The organism is Haloferax sp. Atlit-6N, from assembly GCF_003383195.1.
In the GTDB taxonomy this organism is placed as follows: domain Archaea; phylum Halobacteriota; class Halobacteria; order Halobacteriales; family Haloferacaceae; genus Haloferax; species Haloferax gibbonsii.
The window spans coordinates 1-450 of the sequence record NZ_QEQJ01000356.1; the positions used below are offsets into that span (position 1 = coordinate 1).

Annotated in this window: 1 protein-coding gene; it reads left to right on the forward strand. The window is 68.4% G+C overall.

The window, feature by feature from the left end:
• Positions 1–9: 9 nt before the first annotated feature.
• Positions 10–450, forward strand: a 441-nt coding sequence (locus DEQ92_RS22730) for a lipoyl synthase (RefSeq protein WP_115821817.1), incomplete at its 3' end; no start/stop codon positions are given.

The following is a 450-nucleotide window of genomic DNA, read 5'->3' on the forward strand; positions in this document are numbered from 1 at the left end:
GGGGAGAGTATGAGCGGCAGGCGGAAGCCCGACTGGCTGAAGATGCGTCCGCCGTCGGGGCGGCAGTTCACGGACATCAAGGACACCCTCCGGGACCGGGACCTCCACACGGTCTGTGAGGAGGCGAACTGCCCGAACCTCGGCGAGTGCTGGAGCGGCCGCAACGGCCCGGGGACGGCGACGTTTATGCTGATGGGCGATCGCTGCTCGCGCGGCTGTAACTTCTGCGACGTCGAGACCGGCGGGATGGACGCGCTCGATCCCGAGGAGCCGGCGAACGTCGCCGACGCCGTCGCCGAAATCGGGCTGGACTACGTCGTGCTCACCTCCGTCGACCGCGACGACCTGCCGGATCAGGGTGCGAGCCACTTCGCGCGGACGATCCGCGAGATCAAAGACCGCGACCCGGGCATCCTCGTCGAGGTACTCATCCCCGACTTCCAGGGCGAC